The sequence below is a fragment of the Haloglycomyces albus DSM 45210 genome, assembly GCF_000527155.1.
GTDB classification, from domain to species: domain Bacteria; phylum Actinomycetota; class Actinomycetes; order Mycobacteriales; family Micromonosporaceae; genus Haloglycomyces; species Haloglycomyces albus.
This window is the reverse complement of the sequence record NZ_AZUQ01000001.1, coordinates 767217-792134: the sequence shown is the minus strand read 5'-3', so window position 1 is coordinate 792134 and position 24918 is coordinate 767217. Positions and strand designations below refer to the sequence as shown.

The 24918-nt window shown below is 62.2% G+C and carries 19 protein-coding genes; 11 read left to right on the top strand and 8 right to left on the bottom strand.

Translation table 11 applies throughout. From position 1 onward, the window contains the following. Window positions 1–10 precede the first annotated feature (10 nt). Window positions 11–715, bottom strand: coding sequence for a TetR/AcrR family transcriptional regulator (locus tag HALAL_RS0103745; protein WP_084471847.1), 705 nt, complete (start codon window positions 713–715; stop codon window positions 11–13). Between the two features lie 540 nt (window positions 716–1255). Between HALAL_RS0103745 and mshA the strand changes: the two genes are divergently transcribed. Next, a complete protein-coding gene (gene mshA / locus HALAL_RS0103740) occupies window positions 1256–2554 on the top strand; it encodes a D-inositol-3-phosphate glycosyltransferase (RefSeq protein WP_025272712.1) in 1299 nt (432 codons plus the stop codon). A gap of 106 nt (window positions 2555–2660) precedes the next feature. On the opposite strand, the gene HALAL_RS0103735 is transcribed toward mshA, so the two are convergent. The 7 genes from HALAL_RS0103735 to HALAL_RS0103705 form a co-directional block, all read right to left on the bottom strand. Beyond that, window positions 2661–2939, bottom strand: coding sequence for a WXG100 family type VII secretion target (locus HALAL_RS0103735; RefSeq protein WP_025272711.1), 279 nt, complete (start codon window positions 2937–2939; stop codon window positions 2661–2663). Window positions 2940–3090: 151 nt separating this feature from the next. Then, a complete protein-coding gene (locus HALAL_RS0103730; RefSeq protein WP_025272710.1) occupies window positions 3091–3402 on the bottom strand; it encodes a WXG100 family type VII secretion target in 312 nt (103 codons plus the stop codon). A 635-nt stretch (window positions 3403–4037) separates the two neighbouring features. Continuing rightward, a complete protein-coding gene (ctaD, locus tag HALAL_RS0103725; protein ID WP_025272709.1) occupies window positions 4038–5714 on the bottom strand; it encodes an aa3-type cytochrome oxidase subunit I in 1677 nt (558 codons plus the stop codon). A 233-nt stretch (window positions 5715–5947) separates the two neighbouring features. Beyond that, on the bottom strand, window positions 5948–6337 hold the full coding sequence (locus HALAL_RS0103720; protein WP_025272708.1) for a roadblock/LC7 domain-containing protein: 390 nt from the start codon (window positions 6335–6337) through the stop codon (window positions 5948–5950). A gap of 140 nt (window positions 6338–6477) precedes the next feature. Beyond that, complete coding sequence (locus tag HALAL_RS0103715) at window positions 6478–9012, bottom strand: sensor histidine kinase (protein ID WP_035534340.1); 2535 nt, start codon at window positions 9010–9012, stop codon at window positions 6478–6480. A gap of 226 nt (window positions 9013–9238) precedes the next feature. Then, on the bottom strand, window positions 9239–10588 hold the full coding sequence (locus HALAL_RS0103710; RefSeq protein ID WP_025272706.1) for a TrkH family potassium uptake protein: 1350 nt from the start codon (window positions 10586–10588) through the stop codon (window positions 9239–9241). Window positions 10589–10590: 2 nt separating this feature from the next. Further along, on the bottom strand, window positions 10591–11271 hold the full coding sequence (locus tag HALAL_RS0103705) for a potassium channel family protein (protein WP_029767325.1): 681 nt from the start codon (window positions 11269–11271) through the stop codon (window positions 10591–10593). Window positions 11272–11572: 301 nt separating this feature from the next. Between HALAL_RS0103705 and HALAL_RS0103700 the strand changes: the two genes are divergently transcribed. From HALAL_RS0103700 to HALAL_RS0103650, 10 genes are all read left to right on the top strand, one after another. Continuing rightward, window positions 11573–13246: an FtsW/RodA/SpoVE family cell cycle protein gene (locus HALAL_RS0103700; protein WP_025272704.1), complete on the top strand. Its 1674-nt coding sequence runs from the start codon at window positions 11573–11575 to the stop codon at window positions 13244–13246. Further along, window positions 13243–14733 carry a penicillin-binding transpeptidase domain-containing protein gene (locus tag HALAL_RS0103695; protein ID WP_025272703.1) on the top strand — a complete coding sequence of 497 codons (1491 nt, stop codon included), beginning with the start codon at window positions 13243–13245 and terminating at the stop codon, window positions 14731–14733. Before HALAL_RS0103700 ends, HALAL_RS0103695 begins: the two co-directional genes overlap by 4 nt. A 302-nt stretch (window positions 14734–15035) precedes the next feature. Next, entirely contained in the window at window positions 15036–16316 is a 1281-nt protein-coding gene (locus tag HALAL_RS16475) for a serine/threonine-protein kinase (RefSeq protein WP_025272702.1), read from the top strand. Between the two features lie 145 nt (window positions 16317–16461). Then, a complete protein-coding gene (gene pknB, locus HALAL_RS0103685; RefSeq protein WP_025272701.1) occupies window positions 16462–18360 on the top strand; it encodes a Stk1 family PASTA domain-containing Ser/Thr kinase in 1899 nt (632 codons plus the stop codon). 250 nt (window positions 18361–18610) lie between these two features. Further along, the gene (locus HALAL_RS16470) at window positions 18611–20524 is read left to right on the top strand and encodes a hypothetical protein (RefSeq protein ID WP_025272700.1); all 1914 of its coding nucleotides are present in this window, start codon (window positions 18611–18613) and stop codon (window positions 20522–20524) included. 92 nt (window positions 20525–20616) lie between these two features. Beyond that, window positions 20617–21936, top strand: coding sequence for a hypothetical protein (locus HALAL_RS0103670; RefSeq protein ID WP_025272699.1), 1320 nt, complete (start codon window positions 20617–20619; stop codon window positions 21934–21936). 217 nt (window positions 21937–22153) lie between these two features. Further along, on the top strand, window positions 22154–22573 hold the full coding sequence (locus HALAL_RS0103665; protein ID WP_051462718.1) for a DUF1707 SHOCT-like domain-containing protein: 420 nt from the start codon (window positions 22154–22156) through the stop codon (window positions 22571–22573). 85 nt (window positions 22574–22658) lie between these two features. Continuing rightward, window positions 22659–23396 (top strand): LamB/YcsF family protein, encoded by a 738-nt coding sequence (locus HALAL_RS0103660; protein ID WP_025272697.1) that lies wholly within the window; start codon window positions 22659–22661, stop codon window positions 23394–23396. Further along, window positions 23390–24004 (top strand): 5-oxoprolinase subunit B family protein, encoded by a 615-nt coding sequence (locus HALAL_RS0103655; RefSeq protein ID WP_025272696.1) that lies wholly within the window; start codon window positions 23390–23392, stop codon window positions 24002–24004. The genes HALAL_RS0103660 and HALAL_RS0103655 overlap by 7 nt, the downstream gene beginning before the upstream one ends. Then, window positions 24004–24897 (top strand): 5-oxoprolinase subunit C family protein, encoded by an 894-nt coding sequence (locus tag HALAL_RS0103650; protein ID WP_025272695.1) that lies wholly within the window; start codon window positions 24004–24006, stop codon window positions 24895–24897. The genes HALAL_RS0103655 and HALAL_RS0103650 overlap by 1 nt, the downstream gene beginning before the upstream one ends. The last annotated feature ends 21 nt before the right edge of the window (window positions 24898–24918 follow it).

Below are 24918 nucleotides of genomic sequence, written 5' to 3'. Positions count from 1 at the left end.
TCTCGGTGATTTAGTCGTTCAGACGACGCTCCAAGTAGTCGCACACCACTCGCTCGGCTTCGGCGAGCGCGGCGTCGTCCCCGGTCTTGTCCCGACGGAAGGCCAGTCGTACGAGCGCCTGTCCGGTTTCCACCGCGACTCCGATCGTTTCCCGCAAGTTCGGGGTGATGCGAACGCTGTAGTGGTCTTCCAGCATGGTGGCAATGTGACCGGCGATGACATCGGCTCCGGTGGCGATGGTCGATCCTTTGCCCGGATCAATGGCGTCGGCCAAGTGCAGGACGCGGAATCCGGGAGCCGTGCGATACATGTAGGTGTATTCCTTGAAGGCCGCCGCTACTCCACTGCGCCAATTATCGGGGTTGTCGGTGTTGAGGCGGACCTCCAAGCGCTCGAAGTACTGTTTGATATAGCGCTGGCTGAGTGCCTCCGCAAGGGATCGTTTGTCACCGAAGAACTGGTACACCGAGCCGATGGCTACGTCGGCCTTCTGAGCAATCGCAGTGGTGGACAAGCGGTCGTAGCCGACCTCCTCGATCAAGTCCGCGGCGGCGTCGAGCATGCGACCCACTCGGGCCGCCGACCGTTCCTGTACGGGTAGACGCCGCAGCGCATGTTGTCCGGTGTTGTGGGCCATGTCGTTGGAGCGGGAAAGCCCGGTGGCTTCTCCGGCGCTGTCGGCTGGTCTAACTGATGGCACAATTGCGGTGCTCATAGTGAAATGTCTCCCCCTTATAGTTGTGCGATCGACATTGAAGGCACAACGACATTCGTCTTAGTGGCTGCGTGTCCGAAACGTCGGTTCGCAGTCGTGTCTATAGCAATGTCGAGTCCTTGGGCGGGCCCGCATCGGTGCTCCATCACCTTGTGTGGAGCGGTGATCGACGGTAAGGCCCCTGGGCAGGACTCGAATATCAGGAGTGCGGAAAACGAGTCTGGTGCGTTCGCCGCGATTCCTTGCGCGCCGCAATCACTCTGTGCGGTGGACTACGGGCGCTTAGTTACATCATGGCCGAAAAATCCAGTTTTAGGGGATTTTCCGCCTCGTGTCGCGAACAAATTTCTGGCTCTCACCCGATCGAGGCGCGCCTCCTATGCCACAGACGGGAGTAGGCAGTCCCTTATGACCTGGAGTTCTTGGCCACGCTCTAGACGCTCAGGAAAAGTTGCGAGATAGACTCGCCAGTCGGGAAATATCCAACTCCTTTTCGCGTTATATAGGCGTCTAACGAAAAACCATCCGAAAGGACACCCAATGAGCCCACGACGGAGACATAACACACAACTCCGTCGCGTAGCGCTGCTGTCGGTGCACACCTCTCCTTTGGCCCAACCGGGAACCGGAGACGCCGGCGGAATGAACGTCTACGTTCTCAACACCGCCAAGGAACTCTCCAAACGTGGGGTTGAGGTTGACATCTTCACTCGGGCCACGGCGTCCACACAACCTCTCTCCCATCGACCCATGCCGGGCGTCACGGTCTACCACGTACCCGCCGGGCCGTACGAAGGACTCAATAAGAACGACCTCCCCAGTCAGTTGTGCGCCTTCACAGCAGGGGTGCTACGGACCGAAGCGCACCGTCCGGAACACCACTGGGACCTCATCCACAGCCATTACTGGCTGTCCGGACAGGTCGGATGGGTGGCATCAGAGCGGTGGGGGGTACCACTCGTCCACACCTTCCATACCCTCGCCAAAGTCAAGAACGCCAGCCTGTCGGAAGACGAGACCCCCGAGCCGCAAGCGCGCATCATCGGCGAACAACAGATCACCGACATCGCCACCCGACTGCACGCCAATACGTGTTCGGAGGCCCGCGAACTCCACAGTCACTACGGTGCCGATCTACAACGCATCGACATCGTGCCTCCCGGAGTCAATCTCGACACCTACCAACCGCGAACCCACGATCGGATAGCCGCCACGCGACGCGCACTGGGCCTGGACGACCACCACATCGCGATCGCCTTCGTCGGACGCATTCAGCCGGCCAAGGGCCCCGACACCATCCTCAAAGGCATCGCCGACCTCAGCCGCCGTCGTCCCGAACTCGCCGGACGTCTGGTGCCGATCTTCATAGGCGGCCCGTCGAACAGCGATCCCTACTGGCTTCCCAAACTCGCCGCCGAACTCGGGCTGTCGGACTCGGCCATGTTCTTGGATCCGCGTCATGGCAGTGCTCTCGCGGATCTGTACGGGGCGGTCGATATGGTCGCCGTGCCGAGTCACAACGAGTCGTTCGGTCTGGTGGCTCTGGAAGCTCAAGCGGGAGGCACACCGGTACTCGCCACGCGCACCGGCGGATTGACGACCGCGGTCGCCGATGAGTATTCCGGGCTATTGGTCGATGGGCATCATCCGCGCCGCTGGGCGAACGCGATAGAGGCACTGGCCGACAATCCCTCATGGAGGCATCGCCTGGGGCGGGGAGCGCGGGAACATTCGCGTGGATTCTCCTGGAGTGCCACGGCGGGTAAGCTGATCGATTCCTATGGTGAAATGTTGCGGGAGCGAGCAGCAAGCCGCGTCATGACTTCGGACCGGTTGTGAGCCGAGGCAGACGCAACAAGGCGGGTTCGAGAATCCCGACCCGCCGACAAGAGCGTTACGGTCGGGGTGCTCAAACCCGCCTCAGTTTCGTCGAATGGATTGACGATTATCCGAAGGACGAAGCGTTGGCCTGCTCGGTCTCTTCGTAGGCTTCTTTGGCCGCGGTGACGGCCTTACCGATCGCGGCCAGGATTTCGTTGATCTTGTTGATCGACTGGTCCCACTCTTCGCGAGCGGCTTCGTAGGCCTCACGGTCGGAACCCTGCCAGTCAAGCTGGTCCAGCTTGTTGGCCAGGTCCTGCAGCTCCGAGTTGATCTCTTCGGAGTTGCTTTCCAACTGCTCAGCGGTTTCTTCCAGCTCTTCGTAGCTGAGGCGAATCGCCATGATTCATCTTCCTCTCAAGTCTTAGTCGGGGGTGTCATTCTGCGCTTTGGGGTTTGGCGCTAAAGGTGTTTCCCGGAGCATCGGCGTCGATCGGGGAGTCAAGGAGATAGTCCGATATGGACGTCGATGCGAGGAAAACCGAGAAGCTCAATTAACCCATCAGTTCAGAGGCGTACTCGTTCAGTCCTTCTTGACCGGCGGCGTCGGCCTCTGCGGCGTTGTAAGCGCTTTCGTCGAGAAGCTGACCAATGGTCTCGAGCTGCTCCAACAGGTCCTTGGCCTCTTCGTCCCAGACCTCCATGAGCTCCTCGAACGTCTTGGCCGCTTCACCTTCCCAGCTGCCGAGAACGTTGTCCACGACGCCCTTGATGGTGCCGAGGTTGCCCTCAACGGTCTGCTTGGTGTTGAAAGTGTCCTGTGCTGCCTGGTGGACTGTTTCTTCGTCCATTCCGACTGCGGACATCTGTCACCTCCGTGTGTATAGCTTGGGCGTTCGAATGCGGATTGAGAAGCGCCCAATGAGTGTATGGCTGACTATATATCCATGAGCATACCTGGGTATGCCCACAGTTTTGTAAAGAGGACAGTGCCGTAACGGGAGCAGGTGATCAGCTCGTCACAAGCGTCTGTCACCCAAAGAAAGCACGATTGATCCTTCTTCAGTATTAAGGATATACGATCGCTGCCAGCTCTGGGAACGCGAATATGGTTGTTGTCTATTACGAGAATACAACCCTCGCACCAGACTTTTATCCCCACATCGTGCCAACGCCAAGTCGCCGATCTTGATCCCCGTACGGGTGTCAGTTCGCCTGGGGCGCTGAATCGTGCGTGATTGGACGGTGTATCGGTTCATGGACGTCGCATTCCTTGACGTGAGGTTTCGGCGTCGTTGTCGTTGCGGCACTGGGCGCTCGTCTGGAGGAAAGTGGGGGAGGTAGATATGCGCCCTATTAAGTCGGGTATCCGACACTTTGGTGTTGTTCGTGGCCGAGCGGTGGATACGGAAACCGTGTCACGGGATTGCAGACGACTGTGGGGCGGACGGTTTCGACCGTCCGCCCCACAGTGTGAAAGCGACCTGTTATTGAAGTCGGGTTAGTGCCCGCCTTCGTCCTTCACGAGATGTCCCCACTTCTCATCGAAGACCGGACGCTCCGAACGGATGCGCGGCAAGCGGTCGAAGTTCCGCAGTAGGGGCGGGTTCGGTGCCGCCCATTCCAGACTGCCGCCGTAACCCCATGGGTCACGGGATTCGACCACCCGGCCGGTCTTGTAGGACTTGAAAAGGTTCCAGATGAACGGCAACGTGGAGGCGCCGAGGATGAACGCCCCGATCGTGGAGATCATGTTCAACGTCGTGAAGCCGTCTCCGGGCAGGTAATCGACGTAGCGGCGTGGGAAGCCCTCGTTGCCCAGCCAGTGCTGCACCAGGAACGTGGTGTGGAAGCCGATGAAGGTCAACCAGAAGTGGACCTTGGCGAGGCGTTCGTCGTACATCCGACCCGTTACCTTCGGGAACCAGAAGTAGACCCCCGCGTACACGGCGAACACGATCGTTCCGAACAGCACGTAGTGGAAGTGCGCCACCACGAAGTAGGAGTCGGAGACGTGGAAGTCGATGGGCGGGCTGGCCAGCAGAACACCGGACAGACCACCGAGCAGGAAGGTGACCAGGAAGCCCAGGCTGAACAGCATCGGTGCCTCGAAGGTCAACTGGCCGCGCCACATCGTTCCGATCCAGTTGAAGAACTTCACACCGGTCGGTACCGCGATCAGGAAGGTCATGAGCGAGAAGAACGGAAGCATGACCGCGCCGGTGGCGTACATGTGGTGAGCCCAGACGGCCATGGACAGACCGGCGATGGCCAACGTGGCGGCGACCAAGGTCTTGTAACCGAAGATGGGCTTGCGGCTGAAGACGGGGAAGATCTCGGACACGATACCGAAGAACGGCAACGCCACGATATAGACCTCGGGGTGCCCGAAGAACCAGAACAAGTGCTGCCACAGGATCGCCCCGCCGGTTTCGGGGTCGAATACGTGTGCGCCGAAGTTACGGTCGGCCACGACCGCGAGCAGAGCGGCGGCCAGGATGGGGAACACCAGAATGACCAGGAGAGCGGTAATGAAGATGTTCCACGTCAAGATCGGCATACGGAACATCAGCATGCCGGGCGCGCGCATCGTCACGATGGTGGTGATCAGGTTGACCGCACCGAGGATGGAACCCAGACCCGAAATCGTCAGACCCACGAACCACAGGTCCCCGCCGACTCCGGGAGAGTTCACGGAATTGGCCAAGGGCTGATAGGCGAACCAACCGAACGACGCGGCACCGCCGGGGGTGAAGAATCCGCTGACGACCATGAGGGAACCGAAGAGGTACAGCCAATAGGCGAAAGCGTTCAGACGGGGGAACGCCACATCGGGAGCCCCGATCTGCAGCGGTACCAGATAGTTTCCGAACGCGAAGACGATCGGAGTGGCGAACATCAGCAACATGATGGTGCCGTGCATGGTGAACAGCTGATTGAACTGTTCCTCCGATACGAACTGTAGTCCGGGCTGGAACAATTCGGCGCGAATGACCAGCGCGAGAATACCCCCGATGCCGAAGAAGGCGAACGAGGTAATGAAGTACAGAATACCGATTTGCTTGGCATCAGTGGTACGCAGTGTCCGGGCCAGCCAGGAGCCCTTCGGCTCTCTTCGGACAGGCCAGGGACGCGAGACGATCGGTTTCGGCTCGACCTTGGGCTCAACCGTGGTCACCTAGGGCCTCCATTTTCTTGTTCCAGGTAGCTTTCGCAGAATAGCGGTTAAAGCTGAGGCGTGTGCGGAGGGGCAGCATTTATACCGCGTGGCATTGGGTATCGCTATCGTATCGTTCGGTAGTCCGTGCTGTTCAATCGGGAGTCAAACGATGTGGGACGGGGGTCGGAGAAGTTGATTCGCGTCAAATTCGTTTCCGACCGTGAGCAAGATCCTATTCAATGGAATGGATCTTATTGGCGAGCTTCGGGCTCCAGTGCTGCGTGTACCCGCTTCACCAAGACGGCGGTTTCGTAACCGACCTGGCCGAGGTCGCAACCGGATTCGGCGAGCACCGCTACCTGAGCGCGATCGCCGACGCTCATGAGCAGGAGGACCTGTTCGTCCATGTCGATGACCGACTGGCGAATACGGCCGGCGCCCAACACCTTTGACGCTCCGGTGGTGAGTGAGGCCAGGCCGGAGGTGATGGCGGCCAATTGATCGGCGCGGTCGGTGGTCAGCCCCTCCGAGGAGGCCAATGCCAGACCGTCCACTGAAACGGTCAGAGAGTCGGTGACGTCCGGGACCTGTTCCACGAAGTTCGTCATCAGCCAGTCAAGTTGTCCACGGGCTATGGTCATGTTGTTTCCGTTCTAATCGAGCTTCCGAATTATTGTGAATCATGTTCAAGCGGGGAGGCTCAGGTGGTCCACACGACGGCGGACCGACCACACGATTCCCAATTCCCTTCCAGCGGAATGCGATTGAGCGCAGTCGGCGCTTATTGAGTGTCATGTCCCAACTCGTCGTCCGCAGCCGCGATACCCGAGGCGAACCCGGACAGTCGGCTTCTGATCTCGTTGGGATCGAGGGGTGCCGCGGAGGAGTCGTTCGCCCCGCCACCGTTCGACCGGGGAGGAACGGCATTGTCGGGGATCGACCCCGGCACCAGCCGGGAACCGGGATCACGGCGCGGGAGGTTGTCTGGTCCTTGAGGCTGCTGCGCCTCCTGTTGCAATGTCATGTTCACCGACTTAAAGGTCACGTTGATCTTGGACGGAGTCTCGGAGGTGGTGGCCACCTGTGGTTGTTCGACGCCATTGATCCGGCCTCCGGGGCCGGACGCCGGTGGCAATTGGGCTGCCGCCGGACGCGAGGCGGGCTGACCGCCTCGGCTTCGCTGGTCGGGCACAATGGGGTCGATCGCGGTGGGCACTTCCGGGTCGCGTCCGGTTCCGGCCATGGGAACGTTGGCGGCGTGGGCGGCCAGGGCAAGTCGGGCCGGTGGATGTTGCTGCATGGCACCTGTGTGATCGGTCGTGTCGATCAGGGTGTGGGCGGGGAGGGTGACGACCGCCAGGGTTCCCTTACCGAACGTAGAGTGCAGTCGGACCTGAATATCGTGTTGCGCGGCCAGACGTCCCACCACCAACAGACCCATCGTGGCGGTCAATTCACTGGTCAACTGGGTCGGTTCGGAGAGACGTTGATTGATGGCCTCGACATCGGACGGCTGCAGACCGATACCCTGATCGGCCACCGACAGAACCAGGTCGGATCCGGAACGTCGGGTGACCACCTGTACCGGCGTCTTGGGCGGCGAGAAGCTCGCGGCGTTGTCGAGGATTTCCGACAGGATGCGCACCACGTCGGAAGCCGCTTCGGGCGTGAGGCTGGCGGTGACCGAATTGTCGATGTGGATCCGGTGAGCGGATTCGATTTCCGCCGCACCGTCGCCGATGACCGTTCCGAAGTCGGTGGGGTTGCCGTAGCGTCGGGCCGGGTCGCCGCCGGCCAGGAAGAGCAGGTTCTCCTCGTTTCGGCGCATACGCGAGGCAAGGTGATAGAGCGACTTCCACTGCTGTGGGATCTCGCTGTCGTCGTGCTTGTCGACTGATTCCTCCAGCATGTCCTGCTGACGCCGAATCAGGGTGTGACCTCGACGAGCCAGCGTACGCATCATCGCCTGCACGTCCAGTCGCAGTAGCGCCTGGTTGGCGGACTGGCGCAAGGCTTGATAGTGCGCGGTGCTGAAGGCGGCCGCCAGGCTGGACAGCTCGTCGCGACCGGAGTCGCCGGCGATTTCGGAGTGGCGGTTCTTGGCCCGTTCCAGCAGTTCGTCCACCTGCTTGGGGCTGGTGGCTCCGGCGACCGAGGCGACGGTCTTGGGCAGTTCGTCGTAGGCGGCACTGAGAGTGTTTTCCCTGACCGTATCGATACGGTCGGAGATGCGGCGCGCCAAGCTGATTGCGGTGGCCACGGCGAAGAAGCTGAGCAAGGTCAATACACCGACCGTGGTCAACAGGGACGTGGTGGCCGAGACTTTCTTGTCGTCCACCAGTTCGCTGAGCTCCTCGGCGTTCTGCGTCTGCACCTCGTGCAGTCCTGACACCGTTTCGGCCTGGGCGATCATCCAGTCCTGACTGGAAATCTGCGGTACCGAACCCTGTAGGTAGACGGCGAGCGCTTCGCGGGCGGTGGTTGGACCTTCGCGTTCCCGGAATTCGTCGTAGGCCTCTCGGGTGGAGGGGGAGGCTTTGGTGTGGAACTGGTTGATCTGTTCGTCGTACGAACCGGCGAGCAGGGCGGCCTCGGCCAGTCGATTGCGGTTGACCAGACCGGAGTCGTCGGAGACTTCAATGTCGGTCATGATGCGAAATTGCAGTTCCGCACCGTAGCGCCCGGCTTGCAGCGCGGCGGCCAGGGCGTCGAGTTGGGCGGTGACTTCGGAGTCGTCGATGAGTGTGGTCAGTTCGAACCCGAGTTCCACCAGGCTGTTTCCGCTGTCGCGGTATACGGCGTAGGCCTCCTGGGCGACGGTTTCGTCCGTTGACGTGTTTCCGGCGAAGACGTCGTCGAGAATGTCGCGTGCCCAACTCAATTGATCCAGATTCGCGCTGACGGTTGAGACACTGTCGTCCAGTTCGGGATAGAGCTCGACGAGCGGATCGGCCTGGGATCGGAATTCGGCGCTCAGCTCATCGGTCTCTTTGCGCAGTCGATCCATGTCGTCGAGTGTGATGTGCCCTGCTTCGAGTGCCCAACCGACTTCGCTTTGACCGCTGTCGACCAGGTCGACGAGGGTGTGAGCCATGTCCGATACCTTCTCGGCGTCGCTGGACTCGTTGTAGTCGGCCCAGGCTCCGAGGAACTGTATGAGCGCGAGGATCAGCAGGCCGGTGAGCGCTGCGGTGACCGGCAACAAGAGCTGAGTGCGCATGCGCAGCCGGGGGATGCGGTTGCCCTTGTGACGCTGCGCCCGAGTGGTGGGGGCGGTGCCACTCGGCGTATCCGACGGTTGTGATGTGGCGGGCATGTGGTTCGGCTCCGATCGCGTATAGACGTGTCGGGAGTTGAGCGGGGCGGAATACCGCGTGCGGGTCCCGTGGCCTCGCACGGTCGCCAACACACGAATTCTACTCAACTCTGTAGAGTAATTACACTCTACTGGGTGCTTCGCGGGTGCCTGGCTGCCAGGTCATACCTCGGGCGTTGTATCGAACCCCCGCCAGGAGTCATAGAGCGACTTAGGCGAATCGATGCTAACCGACCAACGGGCGGCCCTCGGGGAAGCGGTAGCGCCGCTGCCGGGTGCGAATGGCCAAGGACGTGGCAAAGAGTACCGGCCCGATACGCCCCACGTACATCAAAAAGATCGCCACCGCCTTGGAAGGGCTCGACAACTCCGCGGTGATTCCGGTGGACTGGCCCACGGTGGCCGCCGCCGAGGTCGCCTCGAACATGATTTCCTGCAATTGAAAATGCGGATCGATGATCTGGATCGACAGGACCCCCACCGCGATGAGGGCCACGTAGATCAGCGCCACCGACAGCGCCTGACGAACGGCGGTGTCGGGGATGCGGCGCCGGAACGCCGACACGTCGGGGTCACCGCGCAGTTCCGACCAGATCACCCAGGCCAGCAGGAAGAAGGTGGTGACCTTCATGCCACCGGCGGTCGACACGGACCCGCCCCCGATGGCCATCAGCACGATGGCGACCAGAATCGACTCGGTGGTCATTGACCCCACGTCGATCGAGTTGAAACCGGTGGAACGCGGCATGACCGCCTGGAGTAGGGCCGGGAGGATTTTCTCCTTCCATCCGAACGGCCCCATCGTGGCGGGGTTGGACCATTCGAAGGTCAGAAACACCACGAAACCGAGAGCGAACAGCAGCGAGGTTCCCACCAGGGTCATTTTCGTGTGCAGCGACCAACGGTGCCGTCCCCAGCCACGCCGCGACAGTTCGAACAGCACCGGCATTCCCAGGCCACCGATGATGGCGGCCGTGACGATGGTGAGGATGATCCACGGATCGTTGACGTAGCCTTCCAACGAGTCGGCGAACAGGGAGAAACCGCCGGAGTTGAACGAACTCACGCCGTGGAAAAGCCCGTACCACAAGGCGTCGAATTTGTTGAAACCGTACGCGTGGTAGAAGCGAAGCGAGAGAACCAGGGTGGTGGCCGCTTCGACGATTCCGAAGATCGTCACCGCTTTGATGAGGATGCTACGTAGATCGCCCATGTCGATCGTGCGATTCAACTCCGCTTGAGTCAGCAGACGACCGGTCAAACCGATCCTCCGACTCACCAGTAGACCCATGAAGGCGGCACTGGCCATGATGCCGATTCCGCCGATCTGCATGGCGATCATGATGACCGCCTCCCCGAACAGGGTCCAGTGCGTCGACGTGTCCAGGGTGATCAACCCGGTCACCGTGATCGCCGAGGTGCCGGTGAACAGAGCGTCGAGAAACCCCGTGGAGCCGCTCTGCCGCGACGCGATCGGTAGCAGCAGGCAGGTGGTGGTCACCGCGATCCCGATGGCGAAGCCTACCGGGACCAGGCGAACCGGGTGTCGGGTGAAACTCTCGCTGAAGTGTGCCATGGTCAGGTCTGCGAGGCGAAGGCCTCGACCTTCTTGGTCTTTCCGGAGACGATCAGGGTGTCGCCCTCGTTTACCAGGGATTCCGGCGTCGCATAGGTGAAATCCTCACCCGGTTGTTTCAGACCTACAACGGTGACGCCGTATTTCGACCTGAGGCGCGACTCGCCGAGCGGCAGTCCCACGGCCTCCGCCGGGGCCTTCGTCTTCACGATCGCGAAACCGTCGTCGAACTCGATGAAGTCCATCATTTTGCCCGTTACCAGGTGGGCGACGCGCTCGCCCATGGCCGCTTCCGGATAGACGACGTGATGGGCGCCGACCCGGTGCAGGATCTGGCCGTGTTTGGCGGTGATGGCCTTCGCCCAAATCTCGTTGACCCCGGCCTCTTCACAGGCCAGGACCGTCAGCACACTGGCTTCGATGTCGGTCCCGATCGCGACGACCACATGATCGAATTCGCCCATCCCGAGCTGTTTGAGGACCGTGGAGTCGGTGGCGTCGGCCTGTACCACGTGGTCCAAAGTGTCCGACCAACGCTGGACCACGTCCTGGCGTTCGTCCAGAGCCAGCACCTCATGCCCCAACCGGGTGAGCGAATGGGCGACCGCGGAGCCGAAGCGGCCCATCCCGATCACGGCGACAGCGTCCTCTTCGGCGAGGTCGTGTCGGCTGAACAATGCCATAGTCGCTGTTCCTCATGTATCGCAATCGTCAACGAAACCCGATAGCGGGCCCCGAATTCTTGGCCTGACCGGTGCAAGAACACGGCCTACTATAGACGAAGCCACGGTCGGCGCGAGAGTGTGTCAAGCGTAGGCCCGACACCGATGCGCCCTGCGGCACCGACGCGTGACCTTACGAGTCTCACACCGGGTTTCCGCGTCACACCCGAGCTTCTGAGATTTCGCACAAATAAGAGGCCGAACCTATAGGCTGGGCGCACTGGTGTAGTGAGGTAGGCGACGCGAACGAGGGAAGCGCAGAATGGCTCAGGCGGTGTCGGCGCGAGCACAATCGCAGAAGAGCGGAGAGCTGTCGCTGACGCCCATGTCGGGGATGCCTCGACGGACCGGCCGATCGATAACGCTCCTCGTGCTCGCCATGGTGGTTATCGTGGTGTTCGCCGTCGCCATCGAACTGGGGGAACACGGCTTCATCGCCTCGAACGCCTTGTTGCTGGCCGGTGTCCTCTGTGTCGTGCTGCTGGTCCAGTGGTTGGCGGTGCGTCGCTTCGCTCCCTATGCCGATCCCGTGATCGTGCTGGCGGCCGGTCTCCTGTCGGGTATCGGAGTGCTTTTTCTGCGGCGTCTCTCGCTGAGTCAAAGCACGGATCCCGTCGCGGCGGACGCGGGGATCTTTTCCGGAAGCGGCGGGCGGCAGTTGGTGTTCGTCCTGATCGCCACCGTCGTCTTCGCCGTCGTTCTCATGGTGTTGACCGATCATCGACTCTTGCGTTCGGTGGCCTACACTCTCGGGTTCGGAGGTATCGTTCTCGCTGCGCTTCCCGGGCTTCTACCGGCGGCGATCTCCGAACGCAATGGAGCGAAGAACTGGATCATCGTGGGGCCGTTTTCCTTTCAGCCCTCCGAGTTCGCCAAGCTCATGTTGTTGGTGTTCTTCGCTTACTACCTGTACCAAAAGCGCGACGTCCTGGGAATCGCCGGGAAGAAGTTCATGGGTCTACAATTCCCTCGCCTACGCGATTTCGGTCCGATCATCATCATGTGGTTGGCGTCAATGGCGATTCTGGTGCTGGAAAACGACCTTGGCAGTTCACTGCTGTTTTTCGGGCTGTTCATGGCGTTGCTGTACATGGCCACTCGGCGACTGTCGTGGATCGTGATCGGTCTGCTTCTGTTCATGGGCGGTTGTGTCGCCATCTACCCCTTCTTCGCCCACCTGCAGCTGCGGGTGCGCATTTGGCTGGATCCGTTCAACCCGGAACTGGTCGACAATCAGTCCTATCAGCTCGTGCAGGGACTCATAGGACTGGGATCGGGCGGACTTCTGGGAACGGGCCCGGGGCAAGGAGAGCCCAATATCATCCCCTTCGCCGGTTCCGACTTCATTCTCGCCTCCTTCGGAGAGGAGATCGGCCTGGCCGGGTTGACCGCGATTCTGGTTCTATACGCGATCCTGGTGGAGCGCGCCTTTAAGAGCGGTGTCACGGTCAAGGACGGTTTCGGCAAACTCGTCGCGAGCGGGCTCGGATTCTCCATCGCCTTCCAGGTCTTCGTCGTCGCCGGAGGAGTCAGCGGGCTCATACCGCTTACGGGTCTCACCACCCCGTTCCTGGCCGCGGGCGGCTCGTCGATGCTGGCGAGTTGGATTCTCATCGCCTTGCTGGCGCGTATTTCGCATGCGTCCCGACAGCCGTGGAGCCCCTCGTACGGATTGCGGAAGGTTCAGCCACCGCCGGATTGGAAGCAACAGTACGGCCACAGGCCCGTCGCCGCCGTCGAGGAATCCGGTGACATCGCGCCCGCGGGAGTGCAAGACACGCAGCTGATTCTGGCGGCCGATTCCGGTGAGATCGTCTCGCCCGACGTCAGCGAAGTCACCTCGGAACCCGACATCGTGGATTCCGAGACCGATGAAACGAGCGAGCATCAACCCGACGAACCCGCCGACGACGCGGAAGAAAAGAGGGAACGGTGAATCCGGCACTGCGGCGCACCGGCATCATCGCACTGGTTCTGCTGGGCGCGATCTTCCTGCAACTCAATAAAGTACAGTTCTTCGACGCCCGTGAACTGTCCAACAGCGATCACAATGCCCGGGTGCTGATCGAGGAGTACGAAGTACCGCGCGGCCAGATTCAGGCCGCCGACGGTACCGTCCTCGCCGAATCTCTGGAAGCCGATCCGGACCGGCAGCTCAAATATTATCGGAACTATCCGGAGGGGAGCTATTTCGGAAATCTCACCGGATACAAATCCATCGTTTACGGCACCTCCGGATTGGAGAGCACGGAGAACGAAGTCCTCAACGGCACCGGTTCACTGTTCTTCACCGAACAGGTGAAGGACACCTTCACCGGTGAGGCGGTGCTCGGAGGAAACGTCGTCACCGGTCTGGACGTACCGCTGCAACAACAGGCGTACGACGCCGTTTCCGACACCGGAGTGGACGGCGCGGCGGTGGTGCTCAACCCACAGACCGGCGAGATCCTCGCCGAGGTGTCGGTGCCCGGCTTCGATCCGACCCCCATCTCGTCCAACGACCGTGACACCTCCGCGGCGGCGTGGGAGGAGGTGACGGCCGACGGTGAGGAGGGCAGCACGAACAGCCGACTGTTCGACCAGTCACGTCAAGGGGTCTTTCCTCCCGGATCAACGTTCAAGACCGTGACGGCCGCCGCGTTCATTAAAAACGGCCACGGCAACGCCGACACCATGGTTCCGGCGGGCAATTCGTACGAGCCGCCCGACACCGACCACACGATCACCAATGAGGCCGATCAGTGTCCCGAAGAGGAACTGTCCCTGAAAGAGGCCTTCGCGCGGTCGTGCAACACCACGTTCGCCCGTCTGTGCGTCGACACGTTGAGTGCGAAGGAAATGAACGACATGGCCGCCGACTTCGGTATGGGGGAGGCCTTTCAGACTCCCTTGGAATCGGCGACCTCTGAGATCGGCGATGTGTCCGCCCCCGCCTTTCGAGCGCAATCCTGCTTTGGGCAGCAGGACGTACGCATGAGTCCACTGCAGAACAGTGTTATCGCCGCCACGATCGCCAACGACGGAGCCCGAATGGACCCCATGTTGGTGACGGAGATCTCCGATCAGGAGAGTGGGGCGACCTTGCAGGAATTTCAGCCGCAACGGGCCGACGACATCCTGACGACCGGGCAGGCGCATGAGATGAAGATTCTCATGCGGGAAGTGGTGAACGGGCCGAACGGCACCGGAAGCAACGCACGTCAACCCGGCTACACCATCGCGGGAAAGACGGGTACGGCGGAGAACACCGACGCCGAGGGCACCGACCGTCCCTCGCACGGCTGGTTTATCGGCTGGGGGCAAGGTGACTCCAACGCCCCAGCGGTGGCCGTCTGCGTATTCTTGCAGAACTACGGCGACGGCGGCTCGGGTGAGGCGACTCGTATTGGCGGGCAGCTCATGTCCACTGTTTTGGACGGTTAGGTGGGCGGTCGCGCCGGACGCCTTGAGCGGGCAACAATGAGAACCACACACGTTAATCCCTGTGGTGGCTGTGCCATATGCTTAGGAATGACACAAATGCCGCCATCGGTCGGTAAGGGAGGCACGTGGAACCGCCTCGTCCGGAAATGATCCGGGTCCGCACCGATCGATGCCGACACAACCGTGCGAAATCACAGGTGACAGCCGGTGGACGGTGCCTACGTCCACTCCGGTTACGTTTGGGTGCCGGTGGGCACGATCACCTGGCGTTCGCGTGATGCCGTCTGCAGGGGAGCCCGACTATGTTTAGCCCGAACACCGTTCTGGGGCAACGATACCGACTCACGTCACCCATCGCCACCGGCGGAATGGGAGAGATCTGGAAGGCGTCCGATACGGTGCTGGAACGCACCGTGGCGGTCAAACTGCTGCTACCCAGCCTGGTGACCGACCAGGAATTCATTCAACGGTTCCAGGCCGAGGCGAAAACCGTCGCCGCTCTCGACCACCCCAACATCGTGTCGGTCTACGACTACGGCGAAACCCGAACCGAAGACGGATCGGACACCGCCTACCTGGTCATGCAATACGTCGACGGGCAATCGCTGGCAGACCTCATCGAACAGCGCGGTACGCTCCCCGCCGAAGAGATCCTGCCGGTGGTGGCCGCCATCGCCCGCGCCCTGCAGCACGCCCACGGACACGGCATCGTCCACCGCGACATCAAGCCGGGAAACATCCTGTTGCGACAGGACGGACAGGCCCTCCTCACCGATTTCGGTATCGCCCGCTCGTCCAGCAGCGCCGACCTCACACAGACCGGTGCGGTCATGGGAACGGCCTCCTACATCGCTCCCGAACAGGCCGAAGGCCACGGGGCAGGAGCCGCTTCCGACCAGTACGCCCTGGGAGTGGTCACCTATCACGCGCTCTCCGGGCAGCGTCCATTCGTGTCCGAAAACCCCATCGAAGTCGCCCTGCACCATATCCGCACCCAGCCGCAGCCGCTCGGCACCCACGTGGCACCACAGGTGGCGCAGTTCGTCGCCACCGCCATGTCGAAAGACCCGGCCGGACGTTTTCCCGACGCCAACGGATTCGCCGTGGCGGCCGAGGCCGCCCTCCATCCGCAACAACAGCAGAATCCACCCACCAGCGTCATGCCGCAGGCGGCGCCCGCCGCCATGCCGAACGGACACCACGCCACGGGCACGGTGCATGCCGACACGGGCGCGCCCGGGATACCAACCCCCACTGGGCTCACGACGGACGGTAATGCCGATACGATGGCACCGAAACCTCGTTCGTCCCTGACCCTCGTCGCCATCGCCGCCGTCGTCCTCGTCATCGCCGTGGCCGGGGGATTGGCCTGGTACTTGACGGCGGATGACGGCAGTGACAACGACGGAGACCAGATACAGACCACCGACGAACCCTCCGGCGAGGAAACCACCGGCTCGGACAACGACGACGAGAACGACGACCAGGAGAATCCCGGTGACGATACCGACAACGACCCGCCCAACGGGGACGACGATCCCATCGGCGGTTGTATCGACCCCACCGACCCCGACTGCGATTGACGTGCGAGGTGAGGTAGTCGACCCGTACGTCGAACCGGTCATTCAGGGGCAAAGCGATAATTACTCCTCATAGAAGCGAATATCCCGTCGAGCCAGTCGCTACAATCAATCAAGATGCACAACAGCGAGGAAGATCGAGTCAACGATGAGTGAAGAACCCCGCCTACTCGGCGGACGCTACGAGATAGGTGAGACGGTCGGCTACGGCGGCATGGCCGAAGTTCACCGAGGGCGCGACCGCCGCCTCGGCCGCGAAGTCGCCATCAAACTGCTGCGCTCTGACCTGGCCAACGATGAAACCTTCCTCGTGCGATTCCGGCGGGAAGCCCAGAACTCCGCCTCCCTCAACCATCCCAACATCGTGGCCGTCTTCGACACCGGTGAAGAAAACGGCATTCCGTACATGGTCATGGAATACGTCGACGGCCGCACTCTCAAAGAGTTCCTCCTCGCCGACGGGCGTTTCGAACCCAACCGCGCCTGCGAAGTCCTGGCCGACGTCTGCTCCGCACTGGACTTCAGCCACAAACACCACATCATCCACCGGGACGTCAAACCCGGAAACGTGATGGTGACCAGTACCGGTCAAGTCAAAGTGATGGACTTCGGGATCGCACGCGCCCTCGCCAGCGGCCAGTCCACAATGACCCAGACCTCGGCGGTGATCGGCACCGCGCAATACCTGTCGCCCGAACAGGCCCGCGGCGAAACCGTCGACGCTCGCTCGGACGTGTACTCCACCGGCTGTGTGCTCTATGAAATGCTCATCGGGCATCCCCCGTTCACCGGCGACAGCCCCGTCTCCGTGGCCTACCAGCACGTTAAAGAGGACCCCACCCCACCTTCGGAATTGAACCCCAGCGTGCCGCCCGCCGTCGACGCGGTGGTCATGAAGGCGCTCGCCAAAAACCCCGACAATCGCTACCAGTCGGCCGGGGAGATGCGCGAAGATCTTCTGCGCGCCGTACGCGGGGGCGACGTGACCGCCCCCATGGTGATGCCGGCGTCGATGGGAGCCGACGGTGGTGCGGGTGAATCCACCGAACCGATCGCGCCGATCGAAACCCGCAAAAGCCGCAAACGCGGGCCGCTCATCGCTTTGCTATTGATTCTGTCGCTCTTGCTGCTCGGCCTCATCATATGGGGTCTGTGGGCGTTCACCGGCGATTCGGAGGAGATGGTGCGGGTTCCCGACGTGACCGGCGATAGCGAAGAAGTGGCCACAGAAACGCTGGAGGCCGACGGGTTCGAGGTCACTAAGGACTCCGAGACGGCCGAGGATCCCGACAATGAGGACATCGGCACCGTCATCGAGCAAGATCCGAGCGGAGGCGGCCAAGAAGCCAAAGGGTCCGAAGTGACCATTACGATCCTGCAAGCACCGGGCCAGGTCCGAGTTCCCGACGTGCTCGGTGACGACTACGAGACCGCCGCGCAGACTCTGCGAGACTCCGGATTCAGCGTGAAAAAGGAGGTCGACTCCGACTCCACGGCCGATTTCGATGAAGTTATCGATCAATCGCCCGACGGCGGCGACCAGGCCGATAAAGGCTCGGAAGTCGTTCTCACGGTTTCGGAAGGCTCCCAGGCGACCGTTCCCAACGCGGTCGGAATGGGTGAAGACCGAGCCCGATCGGAAATCGAAGGCGCCGGTTTCGAATTCCAGGCCGAATATGTGGACGAAGGAACTCCAGGCGGCGTATCGGTCGATCAGGACCCGGACGACGGCAGCACCGCTCCGCGAGGCAGCGTCGTCACCGTGTACTTCCCCGGGGTCGCAGTGAACTACACCTTGGAAGAGACCACCCTGGAGGAATTCCGCACCATTGAAGGTATTGAGGTGCAATGCGACGGTGAAGGCTGCGATGATCCGTCCAAGACTCTTAAGAGCGTGGACGTGGAATCCGGCGACGTGGTCAAGCAGGGAACCACGGTCGTGGTCACCGTTGAGGAATCGACAGGCGATGGTGACGGCGACGGAGACGGTGGTGACGGTGATGGTGGCGACGGCGGAGAAGACGGCGACGTTCCCGAAATACCGTAGAACTCAACCACCGAACCAAAACAACGAACAGCCGCTGGGACCGGGAGCGCTCCGGGCTCAGCGGCTGTTTCGGTCTTATGGGTCCGACTTGATTACCGAACGGACTGGAAACATAACCTAAGGGAGTTCTGGGGGTTCCCAAGGGCGACAAACTGTGTCAGCATGACGCTTAACGGACACTCCGTCACGTGACGGTCAGAGCCGTAACGACCGACTTCGTCGCCACCCCAACCACAAGGACGGTCCCGCCATGAGCACCGAAGATATTGCGACACAACGAACTCCGGACGCCACCGACCCAGCGCGACCGGCCCACCGCCTCGACGCCACCCGTCTCGGGTATCCACCGCAACGTTCGGTCAAATGGCTGTCGCCCACCACCTTGGTCGACACCGCGATCCGCCTCGGTGCCGCCCGCGCCTTCGGGGCCTACCTGGACAAGCGGGAACTGGCGGCCTTCTACCCCCAAGACGCCTTCGACTACAGCGACCGAGACACCCTCGGACTCGACTACGTTGCCGACGTCGGCGACGGGTTCAACGCCACCTACTCCATCGCCCATCTCATCTCCCAGCCCCGACTGGCCGTCGCCGGTACCGATACCGTTCCCGGCGGCGACATCCTTGTCATGGGCGGCGATGAAGTGTACCCTGCCGCCAACTGGCGCGAGTACGACAACCGCACCCGAGGCCCCTACTCCACCGCCAACCCCGACGACGCGCGCGACCTCTACGCCGTTCCCGGCAACCACGACTGGTTCGACGGCCTTACCGCCTTCAGCCGCCTCTTCCTCCGTGGCGATGGCTTCGGCGGATGGACCACCCCGCAGTCCCGCTCCTACTGTACCCTCAAACTCCCACATCGCTGGTGGCTGATGGCCATAGACGGCGGTTTCGACTCCCATATCGACCCACCGCAACTGGCCTACTTCCACGACACCGCGCGCGAGATTCAACCCGGTGACCACGTCATCCTCTGCGTCCCACAACCGGCCTGGGTGTGGACCGAACACGACCGCCAGGAGTTCGACCGCATCAACTTCTTCATCGACCACATCATTCGCCCACGCGGGGCCAAGGTCCCGCTCATCCTCACCGGCGACCGCCACCACTACGCCCATTTTCGCGAAGACTCGCCCGACGGCGCCACCCTGCCACGCCAAAAACGCCGCCCCGGCAGCCGATTCCACCCCAGCACACGGCACTCGCAGAGTGATGGCAACGCCACCAGCGCACCACCATCCGAGTCCTCCGGCGAGATTCGACACCTGGTAACGGCGGGTGGCGGAGGCGGCTATCTGTCCCCGACCCATAACCTGCCCACTCACATCACCGCGCCCCTCACCGGTTCCTTCGACGATCCCGAGGCACGTTCCCGCGACTACACCCTGCGCACGTGCTACCCGTCGGCGCGCCGCTCCTGGCGCTACGGTTTCGGCATCTTCGGGCGTCTTCCCTGGCGAAACAAGGGATTTGTGATCCTCCTTGGAGTGGCGCAGCTGTTGGCGGCCGTGGCCATCATGCAGGGAGCGGGGACGACCGTGACCAGTGCGGCCCTGTTGATCACGGCGGCGAGCGCCTTCGCGCACTCCACCGGGCGGCGGTCGACGAAGCACTATGTCCTGGGCGTCGCACATGGAGGGACGCACACGCTTCTGGCATGGTGGGGCACGCAAGTCCTGTCCGAATACGCGGGTTATGGAATCTGGCCCTATATCGCCTATATCCCGGTGGCCGGATTGGCGGCCACGTGGTTGGTGGGACTGTATCTGTTGGTTGCGAACCGTTTCGGTGTGAACGCCAATGAACTGTTCGCGGGACTGTCGATCATCGATTCGAAATGTTTCCTGCGGATGCGATTGGATTCGCGCGGATTGACCGTTTATCCTGTCGGCGTCGACAAGGTGGCGCGGAGCTGGCGTTTCAATGAGCCCGACGTGGAATCCCCGTCGCGCGTCGTTCCAGAGAAGCCTCTGAAGCCGCGCTTGATCGACGCTCCCATCGTCATCGACAACCCGAGCGCGGAATCGTTAACGGCGTCGGCACCGGGCGGCGGCATGGTTTCGTGCCGTCGACGTCTGGAGGCGGTTTATCGTATGCTGCTCCAGATGCCGGTTCTGCCCGCCTCAGTGGCGACGAACAGTAGTTGGGCAGCATACTCATGAGACCTGAAGGGATTCCATATCCAGGTCTCTAGTACGGTAAGAGTCGACGTCGCGATGGGGAATTGTCGCGTAAGAACACAGAGGAGCTTATTGTGACCTCCGATTCTCAAGCAACGCCTGGGAAAGAGCCAGGCCAAGAGCCGGAAGACGTACCTGCTGAAAAGCCTGACAATGAGGCGGCTTCGACGACGCCTGGGCAGGACTCCGAGCCGCAGCCGGAACCCCGGGCCGACGCAGAGGCCGACAGTGCCGATGAGGCGACCGACGCCCCCGAGAGCTCTACCACCAGCAGTGATACCGCTGAAGTGGGAACGGTCAAGCTGACCCCCGGCGCGAACGCGCAGAGTGAATCGGCGCCGGCGTCCGAAGCGACGACCTCTGACAACACTCCCCAGGAACAACCGGAAACGGGTACCGGGGACGCCGCCGCTCAGACCGATGAATCGGACGACGGCACCACGAAACTGAACATCTCCAATGCCGATGCCTCGGCACCACGTCCCGGGGAAGAGTCGACCGAAGTCCTCCCCCAAGCGGGCGTCGGGTTCAACCCTCCTCCGGCTCCGGCGGGTGGATCACAGCCGTCGGAATCGTCACCGCAGAACGGCGGTTGGCCCTCGGCTCCCCAAGCTCCCGGGATGAACGCCGAATCCGAATCGGGACAACCCGCGCCGGTGACTCCGCCCGCCGCACCGTCGGCACCCAACGGCGCACCGGCGGCGCAGCAGCCCGCGCCCGGCGCGGACGACACCCATCGACTTCCCTCCGCCGCCTCGTCGGCAGGAGGATTCCAGCCACCGAACGACGGCTCCGTACCGCCGGCCCCGGGGATGCAGGGCGCGCAAAGCCCGCCGCCCCCACCCGGAGCGATGCCGCCGGGACAGCCCGCCCAGCCTGGGCCGCCCGGCCAACCGAGTCAGCCCGGGCAACCGGGCCAGCAAGGTCAGTTCGATCCCAACGCCGGTGCCGTTCCTCCCGGAGCCGCCGCGCAGCCGGGAATGGGAGGACAGCAGCCCTATCAATACGGCCCTCCGCCACAGAAGAAAAAGAAGGGCTGGGTCCTTCCGGTGGCGATCGTGGCCGGAATCGTGGTGCTCCTCGGAGTGTCGGGTGGACTCTTCCTCCTCCTGAAACCCGCGCCGTTCGAAGTGGGCGGTTGCGCCACGCAGTCCAACGGGGCGGAAGCCACTCCGATTTCCTGCGAAGAGGCCTCCGACGACGACTTCAAAATCGACAAGGAAGTCGACGAGCCCGGTGAGTGCGACGAGAACAGCGCCACGTTGAGCACCGACGACGAGAAGTTCTACTGCATCTCGACGCTGAACGAATCCACTCCCGACAGCGACGAGGGTGGCGACGAAACCGACTCCGGAGACGGTTCGGACTCAGAAGACGGAAACAGCGACGAATAAACTCATCATCGGTCCGGGAGAGACGCCTCTCCCGGACCGATCTGTCATGTCAGCCCGTCTTCTTCCGCCCTAGGCGAATTGGCACGCCTTTTATACAATGTGTTCCATCCGGAGGGAGGCGCTTCCCTGCGGCGATAAACTTCGGTACCGGGGCGAGATCGGGCCTATGGAGCAGATTCGCCCCAGCCTCGACCGTGGGGACGTCAAGGAGGGTTCAATGGATCGCGATCACATTCGGGCATCGGACGGCGACCGCCAAGTGGTGCTGGATCAACTGCGAGAGGCCGCCCAGGACGGACGCCTCGACATGGTGGAGTATCAGGAGCGAATGGAAGCGGCCCTGCAAGCACGGGTATTCTCCGAGCTCGACGTTCTGGTCGCCGATCTACGACGTTTGACCCCGCCCGGACAACCACAGGTGACGCGCATGAGAGACCCGTTTTCCCACCAACGCGACTCAGACGGCTCGCAGGAACGCGGCAAGCGTCTGCGCCTGATCGGAACGGGTGCGCTCGCCGCGGTGGGTATTTCCGCCGGATTGATATTCATTTGGCCCGAAGTCTTGGTCTACATCGTGGTCGGGGTTCTGGTGGTGTTGGTTCTGTTCATCGTGGCCGCCGTGTTGGGTCTCTTCTAGGTGCCGTCAAGGGAGTCGCGTATCGTACCGCCACGTTGTCGTGTGGCGGGCACGACGCGGACACGTCATCGTTTATGGTTGAGGTATGGATCTCAATGCCGATCTCGCCGAAGGGTTCGGGCGGTGGCAGCTCACCGATGACGAAGCGCTTTTGGACATCGTTACCAGTGCGAACATCGCCTGTGGCTTCCACGCGGGCGACCCTTGGACCATGCGATCGGTCTGCTTTGTCGCCCAACGACGGGGCGTCAATCTGGGTGCGCAGGTGTCGTACCGCGATCTCGCCGGTTTCGGACGTCGCGAAATGGACGTTCCGCGTCGGGAGCTGACGGCTGAGATCATATATCAAATCGGAGCCCTGCAGGCCTTCGCCAGAGCAGCCGGAGACCGGGTCGCCTATGTCAAACCGCATGGGGCGCTGTATCATCGCGCGAACCGAGACCAATCGCAGGCCCGTGCCATCGTCGACGCCTGTCATGAGACCGGTGTCGACACTCTCGTATGCGCCCCGCACTCGCCGCTTCGTGAGCTCGCGGACTTCCGAACGGTGAGTGAGGTGTTCGCCGATCGTGCTTACGATGCGACGGGATCCCTCGTGCCGCGTGGAACGTCCGGAGCGGTGTTGTCGTCCGCCGACGCGGTGCGGCAGGCCGTAGGGTTGGCGAAGGACGGAAAGGTCACCACGGTGACCGGAGAGAGACTCACACTGACCGGCGAAACCCTCTGCCTACACGGTGATACGCCGGGGGGCGCCGATACGGCGCGACTGATTCGCGATGAACTGGACAGACACAATCTCACCGTGGAGCCGTTTTTATGGTAACCGTCCTACCCGCCGGGGCCGAAGGGTTGTTGGTCGAATGCGCCGACTCCTCCGAAGCCACCGCCATGTACCAACACCTGCAACGCGAGCGCGCCGTAGGAAACCTTGACGCCCGTGACGTGATTCCGGGTGCCCGCTCGGTTCTTCTGGACGGGGTCGACGATCGCGACGGATTGGCCCAGATCGCCCGAGCGTGGCGACCGGTGCCCGAAGACGAACCCGAACCACGACACGTCACGATTCCGGTGGTGTACGACGGTCCGGATCTGGAACTGGTGGCCCAGGATTTGAACGTGTCGGTCGCGAAGTTGATCGAGCTGCACAGGAATACGGTTTTCACCGCCGCCTTCGCCGGTTTCATGCCGGGATTCGCCTATCTTGAAGGTTTTCCCCATTCCGTTGCCCGTCACGGTGAACCGCGTACCCACGTGCCTGCCGGGGCCGTAGGACTGGCTGCGCAATACTGCGGTGTCTACCCGCGTGCGACGCCCGGTGGTTGGAAACTCATCGCCACCATGACGCGACCGGAGACTTTGTGGAATGAAAATCGCGAACCGACGGCCCTGATCACGCCGGGCACGACGGTTCAGTTTGAGGAGGCGGTCTGATGACGACCGGTGCCGCGGCCATTGAAATTCTCCGCGCGGGAGCGTTGACCACGTGTCAAGACGTCGGACGTGCGGGTTGGGCGCACTTGGCGGTGCCTCCGTCGGGGGCCGCCGACGTTCCGTCGTGGCGTTTGGCCAACCAGTTGGCGGGAAACACGCCTCACACGTGCGCGTTGGAAACGACTCTGAACGGCGTTACTCTGACCAGCGGTCGTACGGTCGCGGTGGTGGTGGGTGGTGCCCCGTGCCCGGTGACGGTCAACGACCAACCGGAACCGTGGGGACAACCCGTCACCGTGCATCCCGGCGACGTCTTGGACGTAGGAGTGGCCGAACAGGGAGTGCGCAGCTATGTTGCCTTTTCCGGTGGACTCTATCCCAAGGCCAGTCTGGGTTCGCATTCCACCTGCCTTCTGTCCGGTCTCGGACCCGACGTACTGCGGAAGGGCGATCGGATTCCCTTGGGACCACGTCCTTACCAATTGCCCTTGCCGACGCAGTGGCCCGCGCCGTGGCCGGGGATCGAATCGAACCTGGTGTTGAAGCTCTACCTGGGTCCGCGCCACGATTGGTTGACCGCCGAGGCGAAGGATCTTCTGTCTCACGGGGAATGGCGCGTCAGTGAACATTCCAATCGTGTGGGCCTGCGGTTGGACGGCCCGGCTCTGGAGCACTCCCGCTCGGACGAATTGCCCAGCGAGGGTATCGTGACCGGTTCATTGCAGTTGCCGCCCAATGGGAAACCGGTGCTGTTCGGCCCGGACCATCCCACCACCGGCGGATATCCCGTGGTCGGGGTGGTGGATCGGTCCGGAATCGCGGCGGCGGCGCAGGCGCGTCCGGGAACTCGGGTTCGTTTCGCCGTCATCGACCCACCGTTGTGGGTGGAATAGGCCCATTAACCAGAGGTACCG

Excerpts from the sequence above, each read along its gene's own strand:
- HALAL_RS0103745 (WP_084471847.1), bottom strand. The coding sequence starts at position 715 with ATGAGCACCGCAATTGTGCCATCAGTTAGACCAGCCGACAGCGCCGGA.
- HALAL_RS0103655 (WP_025272696.1), top strand. The coding sequence starts at position 23,390 with ATGGTAACCGTCCTACCCGCCGGGGCCGAAGGGTTGTTGGTCGAATGC.
- HALAL_RS16470 (WP_025272700.1), top strand. The coding sequence starts at position 18,611 with ATGAGCACCGAAGATATTGCGACACAACGAACTCCGGACGCCACCGAC.
- HALAL_RS0103665 (WP_051462718.1), top strand. The coding sequence starts at position 22,154 with ATGGATCGCGATCACATTCGGGCATCGGACGGCGACCGCCAAGTGGTG.
- HALAL_RS0103720 (WP_025272708.1), bottom strand. The coding sequence starts at position 6,337 with ATGACCATAGCCCGTGGACAACTTGACTGGCTGATGACGAACTTCGTG.
- HALAL_RS16475 (WP_025272702.1), top strand. The coding sequence starts at position 15,036 with ATGTTTAGCCCGAACACCGTTCTGGGGCAACGATACCGACTCACGTCA.
- HALAL_RS0103700 (WP_025272704.1), top strand. The coding sequence starts at position 11,573 with ATGGCTCAGGCGGTGTCGGCGCGAGCACAATCGCAGAAGAGCGGAGAG.
- HALAL_RS0103715 (WP_035534340.1), bottom strand. The coding sequence starts at position 9,012 with ATGCCCGCCACATCACAACCGTCGGATACGCCGAGTGGCACCGCCCCC.
- HALAL_RS0103710 (WP_025272706.1), bottom strand. The coding sequence starts at position 10,588 with ATGGCACACTTCAGCGAGAGTTTCACCCGACACCCGGTTCGCCTGGTC.
- HALAL_RS0103705 (WP_029767325.1), bottom strand. The coding sequence starts at position 11,271 with ATGGCATTGTTCAGCCGACACGACCTCGCCGAAGAGGACGCTGTCGCC.
- HALAL_RS0103650 (WP_025272695.1), top strand. The coding sequence starts at position 24,004 with ATGACGACCGGTGCCGCGGCCATTGAAATTCTCCGCGCGGGAGCGTTG.
- HALAL_RS0103735 (WP_025272711.1), bottom strand. The coding sequence starts at position 2,939 with ATGGCGATTCGCCTCAGCTACGAAGAGCTGGAAGAAACCGCTGAGCAG.
- mshA (WP_025272712.1), top strand. The coding sequence starts at position 1,256 with ATGAGCCCACGACGGAGACATAACACACAACTCCGTCGCGTAGCGCTG.
- pknB (WP_025272701.1), top strand. The coding sequence starts at position 16,462 with ATGAGTGAAGAACCCCGCCTACTCGGCGGACGCTACGAGATAGGTGAG.
- HALAL_RS0103730 (WP_025272710.1), bottom strand. The coding sequence starts at position 3,402 with ATGTCCGCAGTCGGAATGGACGAAGAAACAGTCCACCAGGCAGCACAG.
- HALAL_RS0103660 (WP_025272697.1), top strand. The coding sequence starts at position 22,659 with ATGGATCTCAATGCCGATCTCGCCGAAGGGTTCGGGCGGTGGCAGCTC.